Origin of the sequence: Pseudomonas sp. NPDC089569 (assembly GCF_050280625.1) — a bacterium.
Taxonomy (GTDB): domain Bacteria; phylum Pseudomonadota; class Gammaproteobacteria; order Pseudomonadales; family Pseudomonadaceae; genus Aquipseudomonas.
Genome location: NZ_JBNNVQ010000148.1, coordinates 1 through 10,795, shown reverse-complemented (window position 1 = coordinate 10,795; position 10,795 = coordinate 1). Strand labels below are relative to the sequence as shown.

Genomic DNA, 10,795 nt, shown 5'->3' with positions numbered 1-10,795 from the left:
TCGATCTTGGCTTGCAGGTCGGCGATCGGCTGTTCGAAATCTAGAAAATTCGGGTTCATAGGCGTCCGTCTTGGGTCGAGTCCCAAGTGATCTTGGGCCGGCCGATTGTCTATTCGCGCCCTACCTTAAGGGAGAGGCGCGTTCAGGTCGAGATTAAAAATTCGGGTTGGGGCCAGTCGCCTTCTTTATGACAAGAAATTGCACCTGGCCATCAACGGTATTGGAGGAAGACGTTGTCTCGCCCGAACTGGTCACGCAAGGCTTGAATCAACGCATCCGCCGGATCGATTCGCCAGCTCTCGCCGAACTGCAGCAAGGCTTTTGCATCGGTGCCGGTGTACTCCATGGTAATCGGACACGCCCCGCGATGACGCTTGAACAAGTCGCCCAACCAGCGTAGCTGATCACCCTTGAGATCCTGGGTATGAACCTTCAAGCGCAGGCTTTCGGCCAGGTTGGTACGCGCATCCTCCATGCTCATCACCCGCTTGACCCGCAACCGCAGGCCACCGGAAAAGTCGTCATTGCTGACTTCGCCTTCGACCACCACCATCGCATCCGTCTGCAACAGCGATTGCGCGGAGTGGAAAGCATCGGCGAATAGCGATGCCTCGATCCGGCCGGAACGGTCATCCAGGGTGATGAACCCCATCTTGTCGCCCTTCTTGTTCTTCATCACCCGCAGCGCAATGATCATGCCGGCAACGGTCTGGGTATCACGCGCCGGTTTCAGATCAATGATGCGCTGACGGGCAAAACGGCGGATTTCACCTTCGTACTCGTCGATCGGGTGGCCGGTCAGGTACAGGCCCAAGGTATCTTTCTCACCTTTGAGCCGTTCCTTGAGGGTCAGCTCCTTGGCCTTGCGGTGATTGGCGTAGACGTCTGCATCCTCTTCGACGAACAACCCGCCGAAGAGATCCGCGTGACCGCTGTCATGGGTACGGGCGGTCTGTTCCGCCGCCTTGATCGCCTCCTCCATGGCCGCCAGCAGTACCGCGCGGTTGCGGTCGATGTTGGCCTGGTAGGCTTTGGATTCGTCGTGAAAATAGGGCCCCAGACGATCCAGCGCACCGCTGCGAATCAAGCCGTCGAGGGTGCGCTTGTTGATGCGTTTGAGATCGACACGTGCACAGAAGTCGAACAGATCCTTGAACGGACCATCCAATCGCGCTTCGGTGATGGCTTCGACCGGCCCCTCGCCAACCCCCTTGATTGCACCCAGACCATAAATGATCCGGCCTTCTTCGTTCACCGTGAACTTGAACTCCGAGGCGTTCACATCCGGTGCATCAAGGCGAAGCTTCATGGTGCGCACTTCTTCGATCAAGGTCACGACCTTGTCGGTGTTGTGCATATCCGCCGAGAGTACCGCCGCCATGAACGGCGCCGGGTAGTGCGCCTTCAGCCAGGCAGTCTGGTAGGACACCAGGCCGTAGGCGGCGGAGTGGGACTTGTTGAAGCCGTAGCCGGCGAATTTTTCCACCAGGTCAAAGATGTTACCGGCCAGGTCGGCATCAATGCCGTTAGTGGCGCAACCCTCGATGAAACCACCGCGCTGCTTGGCCATTTCCTCGGGTTTCTTCTTACCCATGGCGCGACGCAGCATGTCGGCACCACCCAGGGTGTAACCGGCCATCACCTGGGCAATCTGCATCACCTGCTCCTGATACAGGATGATGCCGTAGGTCGGTGCCAATACGGGTTTGAGGCCGTCGTACTGGTAGTCAGAGTGCGGGTACGCCAATTCGGCGCGACCGTGCTTGCGGTTGATGAAGTCATCCACCATGCCCGATTGCAACGGACCCGGGCGGAACAGTGCCACCAATGCGATCAAGTCTTCCAGGCAGTCGGGCTTGAGCTTTTTGATCAGCTCCTTCATGCCGCGGGACTCGAGCTGGAACACTGCCGTGGTTTCGGCTTTTTGCAGCAACGTATATGTCGGTTTGTCATCCAGCGGGATGAACGCAATGTCGAGCGGCGGCTCGTTGGCCTTGGCGCGGTCGCGGTTGATGGTTTTCAACGCCCAGTCGATGATCGTCAGGGTCCGCAATCCGAGGAAGTCGAACTTCACCAGTCCCGCCGCCTCGACGTCATCCTTGTCGAACTGGGTGACCAGACCGCCACCTTCTTCATCGCAGGAAATCGGCGAAAAATCAGTCAACTTGGTCGGCGCGATCACCACGCCACCGGCGTGTTTACCCGTACCACGGGTCACGCCTTCGAGCTTGAGGGCCATGTCCCAGATTTCTGCGGCTTCCTCATCGACCTTGAGGAAGTCGCGCAGGATTTCCTCTTGCTCGAAGGCCTTTTCAAGCGTCATGCCGACTTCGAACGGGATCATCTTCGACAGGCGATCGGCCAGGCCATAGGACTTGCCCTGCACCCGCGCCACGTCGCGGACCACTGCCTTGGCCGCCATGGAGCCGAAGGTGATGATCTGGCTTACCGCGTTACGACCGTATTTGTCGGCCACATAATCGATCACCCGGTCACGACCGTCCATGCAGAAGTCGACGTCGAAGTCGGGCATGGAGACCCGCTCGGGGTTCAGGAAACGCTCGAACAGCAGATCGTATTCCAGCGGGTCGAGGTCAGTGATCTTTTGCACATAGGCCACCAGCGAACCGGCACCCGATCCCCGGCCGGGCCCTACCGGCACGCCGTTGTTCTTGGCCCACTGGATAAAGTCCATCACGATCAGGAAGTATCCGGGAAAGCCCATCTGGATAATGATATCCAGCTCGAAATTCAACCGGTCGACATAGACCTGACGCTTGGCGTCGTAATCTTCCGTGGTGTCTTTTGGCAGCAGAACCGCCAGACGTTCTTCCAGGCCCTCGAACGAAACCTTGCGGAAATACTCATCGATGGTCATGCCATCGGGGATCGGGAAATTGGGCAGGAAGTGCGTGCCCAGCTTCACGTCGATGTTGCAGCGCTTGGCGATCTCTACGGTGTTTTCCAGCGCGTCGGGAATGTCGCTGAACAACTGCGCCATTTCGTCGGCGCTTTTCAGGTATTGCTGATCGCTGTAGTTCTTCGAGCGCCGCGGATCATCGAGCGCGCGGCCCTCACCGATGCAAACGCGGGTTTCGTGAGCGGCGAAATCCTCCTGCTTGATGAAACGCACATCGTTGGTTGCAACCAGCGGCGCGCCGAGCTTTTCGGCCAGGGCCACGGCACCGTGCAATTGCTCTTCATCGTTGGGGCGATTGGTGCGCTGGATTTCCAGATAGAAACGATCCGGGAACACCGCCATCCATTCACGTGCCAGGGCCTGGGCTTCGTCGATATTGCCATTGATGATGGCCTGGCCGATCTCACCCTCTTTCGCCGCCGACAGCATGATCAAGCCTTCGCTGGCCTCGACCACCCACTCACGCTCGATGATGATCAAGCCGTTGCGCTGCCCCTCGATGAAGCCGCGGGAAATCAGCTCGGTGAGATTACGGTAGCCTTCGGGATTCATCACCAGCAGGCTGATCCGGCTCAACGGCCCATCCGGGTCCTTGTTCGACAGCCACAGGTCGGCACCACAGATCGGCTTGATCCCGGCGCCCATGGCGGCCTTATAGAACTTGACCAGCGAACACATGTTGTTTTGATCGGTGACCGCTACGGCAGGCATGTTCATGCCGACCAGGCTCTTGACCAGCGGTTTGATCCGCACCAGACCGTCAACCAGGGAATATTCAGTGTGCAGGCGTAGATGAACGAATGAAGCCGGCATGGTGATCCTGTCTAGAAACCAGAGACGTGAAGACAACAAGGCCCGGATTGTACCGGGCCTTGGCAAAAAAAATCAGCCTTGCAGCTGGGGGCTTGTCCGTGCCTCGTACGCCAGGCGTACCGGAGCAAACGAACGTCGGTGAATCGGAGTCGGTCCAAGGCGCATAAGCGCCTCCAGATGAACGGGGGTCGGATAGCCCTTGTGGCCGCCGATACCGTAGCCTGGATAAATCAATTCGAAGGCGGCCATTTCCCGGTCACGGCTAACCTTGGCCAGAATCGACGCTGCCGCGATGGCAGGAACCTTGCCATCGCCCTGCACCACCGCTTCGGCTCGCATCGGCAGGATCGGACAACGGTTACCGTCGATCATCGCCAGTTTTGGCTGGATATGCAGCCCGGCCACAGCGCGCTGCATGGCCAGCATGGTGGCATGCAGGATGTTCAACTCGTCGATTTCTTCGACTTCCGCACGGGCAATACACCAGCTCAAAGCTTTTTCGCAGATTTCGTCGTAGAGCTTTTCACGACGGGCTTCAGTGAGCTTCTTCGAATCATTGAGCCCCAGAATGGGACGATTCGGATCAAGGATCACAGCGGCGGTCACGACTGCGCCACAGAGTGGCCCGCGACCGACTTCATCGACGCCGGCAACCAGATCTTCAGCTTCGGCTACCAGGGTGAAATCCAGCCCCATCTGCATACTTGTCTTACTCATTGTTTCCGACCGATCAGATTGAGCACCGCATCTGCCGCCTGATTGGAGGCATCCAGACGCAAGGTCCGGTGAATTTCATCGAAACCACGGGTCTGCTCCTGCCCGCCTTCAATCAAGGGCGACAGTGTCTGCGCCAGGGCTTCGACCGTCGCATCGTCTTGCAACAATTCAGGCACCAACAAGCGCTGGGCCAACAGGTTCGGCAGCGACACGTAGGGGCTTTTCACCATTCGCTTGAGAATCCAGAACGTCAACGGAGCCAGGCGATAAGCGACTACCATCGGTCGCTTGTACAACAAGGCTTCAAGTGTTGCGGTTCCGGAGGCAATCAGCACCGCGTCGCATGCCGCCAGGGCCAGGTGCGACTTGCCATCGAGCAGTGTCAGCGGCAGATCGCGACCGACCAGCAATTGCTCAAGCTGCGCGCGACGCTCAGGACTGGCACAAGGCATGACGAACCGCACGCCGGGACGCATGGCCCGCAAACGTTGCGCGGTGTCGAGAAACAGCGCACCGAGACGGCCAACTTCCCCACCACGACTTCCGGGCATCAGTGCAACCAGCGGCCCGTCGGGCAATCCCAATTCGGCCCGCGCGGCGGCGCGGTCAGCCTCGAGGGGAATGGCATCGGCCAGGGAATGTCCGACAAACCGCACCGGCACACCCTTTTCTTCATAAAACTTCGCTTCGAAGGGGAACAGCGTCAGCATCAAGTCGCAACCTTCGCGAATTTTCAGCACGCGCTTCTGACGCCAGGCCCAGACAGACGGGCTGACGTAATGCACGGTCTTGATTCCGGCCCGGCGCAGCTTGAGTTCGATATTGAGGTTGAAGTCCGGGGCATCGATACCGATGAACACATCGGGTTTCGCTTCGATCAGGTCGGCCACCAGCTTCTTGCGCCGTGCCAGCAATTCGCGCAACCGGCCCAATACCTCCACAAGCCCCATGACCGACAGGCGTTCCATCGGAAAGTAGGACTTCAGGCCTTCAGCCTGCATGAGCGGACCACCGACTCCGATGAACTCGATTGCCGGGTCACGAGCCTTGAGTGCGCGCATAAGACCCGCACCGAGAATATCGCCGGAAGCTTCGCCCGCCACCAGCGCAATACGCAGACTGGCCATGGTCAGCGAGTGATGCCACGGGACGAAGACTGAATGGAGTCGCGAAAGAGCGCGACTTCAGGGAACTGGGTCGACGCCTCGGCCAGTTCGGCAAGCGCCTGCTCAACGGTCAGGCCTTGACGGTAGACCACTTTGTAAGCGCGGCGCAGGGCGTGGATGGCGTCTTCGCTGAAACCGCGGCGACGCATGCCCTCGAAGTTCATGCTGCGTGCCTCGGCCGGGTTGCCGAACACCGTAACGTAGGCAGGAACGTCCTTGCCAATGGCCGTACCCATGCCGGAAAAACTGTGGGCACCAATATGGCAATATTGGTGAACCAGTGTAAAACCGGAAAGAATGGCCCAGTCATCCACGTGGACATGGCCGGCCAGCGCCGTGTTGTTGACCAGGATGCAGTGGTTGCCGATGACACTGTCGTGACCGATATGGGCGTAGGCCATGATGAGGTTATGGTCGCCCAGGGTCGTTTCGGAGCGATCCTGAATGGTTCCCCGATGAATCGTCACGCCTTCACGAATGACGTTATGGTCACCGATCACCAACCGCGTTTCTTCGCCCTTGTATTTCAGATCCGGCGTGTCCTCGCCGACTGAGGAAAACTGGTAAATGCGGTTGTGCTTACCGATTCGGGTCGGGCCTTTGACAATCACATGCGGTCCGATGACTGTCCCCTCGCCGATTTCCACACCTGCGCCGATGATCGACCACGGGCCGACCTCGACACCATCAGCCAGAACGGCCGACGGATCGATGATTGCGCGAGGGTCAATCAAACTCATAGCTTGCGTTCCGCACAGATGATTTCAGCAGAGCAGACCGGCTTGCCATCGACCGAAGCCTGGCACTCGAACTTCCAGATCTGGCGCTTGCAGCTGATGAACTTCGCCTCGAGGATCAATTGATCGCCCGGTAATACCGGCTGGCGAAAGCGCAGCTTGTCGGAGCCGACGAAGTAATAGAGGGTGCCATCGGCCGGTTTCACGTCGAGCATCTTGAAACCAAGGATCCCGGCAGCCTGAGCCATCGCCTCGATGATCAGTACACCCGGCATGATTGGATGAGCCGGAAAGTGACCATTGAAGAAGGGTTCGTTGATGCTGACATTCTTGTAGGCGCGAATGCGCTTGCCTTCCGTATCCAGATCCACCACCCGATCCACCAGCAGGAACGGGTAACGGTGAGGCAGGTATTCGCGAATCTCGTTGATGTCCATCATTTCGGGGGGAAGCCTATGTAAAAATTGGGAGCGCGCGACTGACGCACAGCCCTCTAGCAAATCAAGGACGCAATCCAGCGGCTGCGCATACTTGATATGGAAATGGTATCAGCCATCTGATGAAGCATTGTCGCCAGGGGTCACTTCCCCAGCCTGCTTTTCCAGTTGGCGCAACCGTCGCGCCATGTCATCGAGCTTGCGGATGCGCGCCGCGCTTTTGCGCCACTCGGCTGCAGGCTGCATTGCCGTGCCGGAAGAGTAGGCGCCCGGCTCGGTGATCGAGTGGGTCACCATGGTCATCCCGGTGATGAAGACGTTGTCGCAAATGTCGATGTGTCCCACCAGCCCCACACCACCGGCGAGCATGCAATGCTTGCCGATTTTGGTGCTGCCGGAAATCCCCACGCACGCGGCCATGGCGGTGTGATCACCGACCTGAACGTTGTGGGCGATCTGAATCTGGTTGTCCAGCTTCACGCCATTGCCAATGATGGTATCGGCCAGTGCACCCCGGTCGATGGCGGTATTGACACCGATTTCCACATCGTCGCCGACCAGCACACCACCGATCTGGGCAATTTTCTGCCAAACGCCCTTCTCGTTGGCAAATCCGAAGCCTTCGCCACCGAGTACTGCGCCTGATTGAATCACCACCCGTTTGCCGACACGCACGTCGTGATAAAGGGTGACACGCGGAGCGAGCCAGCCACCTTCGCCAATGACGCTTCGGGCACCAATGAAGCAATGAGCGCCAATGGTTGCACCGGCACCGACATGCGCTGCGCTTTCGACGACCACAAAGGCACCGATACTTGCCGTCGGGTCGATCACCGCATCAGCCGCAATGACTGCTGTCGGATGAATGCCTGATGCGGCTTTGGGCTTGGGATCGAACAAGTGGGAAACACGGGCGTAGGCGGCATACGGATCAGGCACCACCAGCGCATTGCCGACATAACCTTCAGCATCAGCAGCCTTGAGCAACAAGGCGGCCGCCTGGCTACCGGCGAGGTACTTGCGGTACTGAGGATTTGCGAGAAAGCTCAATTGAGCTGGGCCAGCCTCCTGCAAGGTGGCCAGCCCAGTGATCGCTTTCTCCGGGTCGCCACGCAGGGTGGCGCCGAGGAACTCGGCCAATTGGCCGAGCTTAATGATCGCTGTCATGGATTACTTCAGCTGATTCATGCGCTCGATAACCTGGCGCGTGATGTCGTACTGAGGTTTGACATCAATCACTGCGCCACGCTCGAAGACCAGGTCAAAAGCACCTTTCTTGATGACTTCTTCCACAGCGCTATCCAGTTTCGGCTTGAGCTGCTTCAGCATTTCACGGTCGGCAACGGCTTTGGCCTCGTTCAGTTCCTTGGACTGGAACTGGAAGTCACGAGCCTTTTGCTTGAACTCAAGCTCCAGGCGCTCGCGCTCACCTTGCTGCATTTTGTCGCCACCGGCCATCAGACGATCCTGGATGCCTTTGGCGCTGCTTTCCAGAGCCTTGAGCTTGGTCAGTTGAGGGCCGAATTTTTTCTCGGCGTCCACGGCGTACTTCTTGGCCGCGTCGGACTCCAGCAGAGCCATCTGGTAGTTCAGAACGGCGATTTTCATGTCGGCAAATGCCGGGCCTGCTACCAGTACGGAAGCCAGGAGAACCAATTGAGTCAACTTACGCACGATGCACTCCTACAAAATCCATTGTCGTTATCTTGGATCAGACGCTTAGAACGTTTGACCGAGGGAAAATTGGAACACTTGAGTTTCAGCGTTATCCGGTTTCTTGATCGGTGTCGCCAGGGCGAAGCTCAAAGGACCCAGCGCGGTAACCCACGTCACACCCACACCGACAGAACTGGCCATGTTGCTCAAGCTGATGTCGTTGCACTGCGTATTGGACTTCGATCCATCGGCATTCGTGGTCGACGAACACTTGGAATCAAACACGTTACCCACATCCCAGAATACCGAGGTGCGCAAGGAACGCTGGTCCTTGACGAACGGCAGAGGGAACAGCAATTCCGCACCACCCTGGATCAAGACGTTACCACCGAACGGCAGCGGATCCTGGTCCGGGTCGAATGCTGTACCAGGGTTCTTGCCGGTACTTGGCGTACTGCGCGGACCCAAAGTGCTGTCCTTGAAGCCACGAACCGAGTTGAAACCACCAGCATAGTAGTTTTCGTAGAATGGCAAGCCATCGGTTGAGCCATAACCATCGCCATAACCCAATTCGGTATGCAGGCGCACGGTGTAGCTGTCATTCAATGGCTGGAACACCTGGCCACGATAATCGAGTTTGAAGAACGACAGGTCACTACCTGGCGTCGTGGATTCCAGCACCAGGCTCTGGGAGTGACCGCGGGTAGCCAGCACGCCCTTGTTCAGGGTCGATTCGGACCAGCCGGCCGAAGCCTTGAAGTTCAGGTACTGATCGCCTTCCTTGTTAACGAAATCGAAAATCTCGTCGACGGTGTAGATACCGGTCTTGATCTTGTCCTGTTGCGCAGTCAGGCCGAAGGTCAGACGCGATGTTTCACTGATCGGGTAACCGACGCTCACACCCGCGCCCAGGCTGTCCACGGCATAGCTGGCCACATCGACGTCGAGGTCTTTGTAGTCAGTGGTGCGGTAGAACGCGTTGTAACCCAGGCTGACACCATCGGCAGTCCAGTAGGGGTCAACGAAACCGAAGTTGTAGCGAGTCTGGTATTGGCTCTTGGTCAAACCGACGCTGACTTTGTTACCGGTGCCCAGGAAGTTGTTCTGGGTGATCGAACCACCAAGAATCAGACCGGCACTCTGGGCGAAACCGACACTGGCGGTAATCGAACCCGAGGCTTGCTCCTCGACGCTGTAGTTGACATCCACCTGGTCATCGACGCCCGGTACGGCTGGCGTTTCAACGTTCACTTCCTTGAAGAAGCCCAGGCGCTCAAGACGGGTCTTGGACTGATCGATCAGGTAGGTCGAAGCCCAACCGCCTTCCATCTGACGCATTTCACGACGCAGTACTTCGTCTTCCGACTTGGTGTTGCCGCGGAAGTTGATGCGGTTGACGTAAGCGCGCTTGCCCGGATCGACAGCAAAGGTGATATCCACGGTGTGGTCATCATCGTGCGGTTGTGGCACGCCGTTGACGTTGGCGAAGGTGTAGCCTTCGTTACCCAGACGGCGAGTGATCAATTCAGAGGTGGTGGTCATCAGCTTGCGCGAGAACACCTGGCCCTTCTGCACCAGCAGCAGGGACTTGACCTGGTCTTCAGGGACTTTCAGATCACCGGTCAGTTTGACGTCACGTACCGTGTACTTGTCGCCTTCGTTGATGTTGACGGTGATATAGACGTGCTTCTTGTCCGGGGTGATGGAAACCTGGGTCGAAGCAATATCCATGTTGATATAGCCGCGGTCCAGGTAGTAGGAGCGCAGACGCTCCAGGTCACCGGAGAGTTTTTCACGGGCGTACTTGTCATCGTTCTTGAAGAACGACAGCCAGTTGGTGGTCTTGAGTTCGAACAGATCGATCAGGTCTTCATCCGGGAAAACCGTGTTACCCACCACGTTGATGTGCTGGATCGCCGCAACGGTGCCTTCGTTGATGTTGACCTTCAACCCGACGCGGTTGCGGGGTTGCGGTACCACTTCGGTATCGACGGTAGCCGAGTAGCGGCCCTGAGCGACGTACTGGCGCTGCAGTTCGTTACGCACACCTTCGAGGGTGGCGCGCTGGAAGATCTCGCCTTCGGCCAGACCGGACTGCTTGAGGCCCTTCATCAGGTCTTCAGTGGAGATCGCCTTGTTGCCTTCGATTTCGATACTGGCAACGGACGGACGTTCGACTACCGTAATGACCAGGACGTTGCCATCGCGGCCCAGCTGGATATCTTGAAAGAAACCGGTTTTAAACAACGCACGAGTGGACTCCACCAGGCGACGATCATCCGCCGACGTCTTTACGAGCTTCTTTACCGAAGAACTCGGTAACCAGCTTCTGTACCAGCGGCATACGGG

8 protein-coding genes are annotated in these 10,795 nt (G+C 57.8%); all 8 read right to left on the bottom strand.

Going from position 1 to position 10,795, the window contains the following annotated elements; translation table 11 throughout:
• Window positions 1-211: 211 nt before the first annotated feature.
• Entirely contained in the window at window positions 212-3,733 is a 3,522-nt protein-coding gene (dnaE, locus tag ACQKP2_RS30200; protein ID WP_427581986.1) for a DNA polymerase III subunit alpha, read from the bottom strand.
• 72 nt (window positions 3,734-3,805) lie between these two features.
• A complete protein-coding gene (gene rnhB, locus ACQKP2_RS30195) occupies window positions 3,806-4,435 on the bottom strand; it encodes a ribonuclease HII (RefSeq protein ID WP_427581987.1) in 630 nt (209 codons plus the stop codon).
• 11 nt (window positions 4,436-4,446) lie between these two features.
• Entirely contained in the window at window positions 4,447-5,577 is a 1,131-nt protein-coding gene (lpxB, locus tag ACQKP2_RS30190; protein WP_427581985.1) for a lipid-A-disaccharide synthase, read from the bottom strand.
• Between the two features lie 2 nt (window positions 5,578-5,579).
• Window positions 5,580-6,356: an acyl-ACP--UDP-N-acetylglucosamine O-acyltransferase gene (gene lpxA / locus ACQKP2_RS30185; RefSeq protein WP_427581984.1), complete on the bottom strand. Its 777-nt coding sequence runs from the start codon at window positions 6,354-6,356 to the stop codon at window positions 5,580-5,582.
• A complete protein-coding gene (gene fabZ, locus ACQKP2_RS30180; protein ID WP_409317623.1) occupies window positions 6,353-6,793 on the bottom strand; it encodes a 3-hydroxyacyl-ACP dehydratase FabZ in 441 nt (146 codons plus the stop codon). Before fabZ ends, lpxA begins: the two co-directional genes overlap by 4 nt.
• Before the next feature lie 108 nt (window positions 6,794-6,901).
• Window positions 6,902-7,957 carry a UDP-3-O-(3-hydroxymyristoyl)glucosamine N-acyltransferase gene (gene lpxD / locus ACQKP2_RS30175; RefSeq protein WP_427581983.1) on the bottom strand — a complete coding sequence of 352 codons (1,056 nt, stop codon included), beginning with the start codon at window positions 7,955-7,957 and terminating at the stop codon, window positions 6,902-6,904.
• A gap of 3 nt (window positions 7,958-7,960) precedes the next feature.
• Window positions 7,961-8,464: an OmpH family outer membrane protein gene (locus tag ACQKP2_RS30170; RefSeq protein WP_096513162.1), complete on the bottom strand. Its 504-nt coding sequence runs from the start codon at window positions 8,462-8,464 to the stop codon at window positions 7,961-7,963.
• A gap of 45 nt (window positions 8,465-8,509) precedes the next feature.
• Window positions 8,510-10,795 (bottom strand): outer membrane protein assembly factor BamA (bamA, locus tag ACQKP2_RS30165; protein WP_427581982.1); only part of this gene is annotated, 2,286 nt, incomplete at its 5' end.

What these genes read in the sequence shown, in the direction of transcription:
- fabZ (WP_409317623.1), bottom strand. Translation starts at nt 6,793, where the DNA reads ATGATGGACATCAACGAGATTCGCGAATACCTGCCTCACCGTTACCCG.
- dnaE (WP_427581986.1), bottom strand. Translation starts at nt 3,733, where the DNA reads ATGCCGGCTTCATTCGTTCATCTACGCCTGCACACTGAATATTCCCTG.
- lpxA (WP_427581984.1), bottom strand. Translation starts at nt 6,356, where the DNA reads ATGAGTTTGATTGACCCTCGCGCAATCATCGATCCGTCGGCCGTTCTG.
- lpxD (WP_427581983.1), bottom strand. Translation starts at nt 7,957, where the DNA reads ATGACAGCGATCATTAAGCTCGGCCAATTGGCCGAGTTCCTCGGCGCC.
- rnhB (WP_427581987.1), bottom strand. Translation starts at nt 4,435, where the DNA reads ATGCAGATGGGGCTGGATTTCACCCTGGTAGCCGAAGCTGAAGATCTG.
- lpxB (WP_427581985.1), bottom strand. Translation starts at nt 5,577, where the DNA reads ATGGCCAGTCTGCGTATTGCGCTGGTGGCGGGCGAAGCTTCCGGCGAT.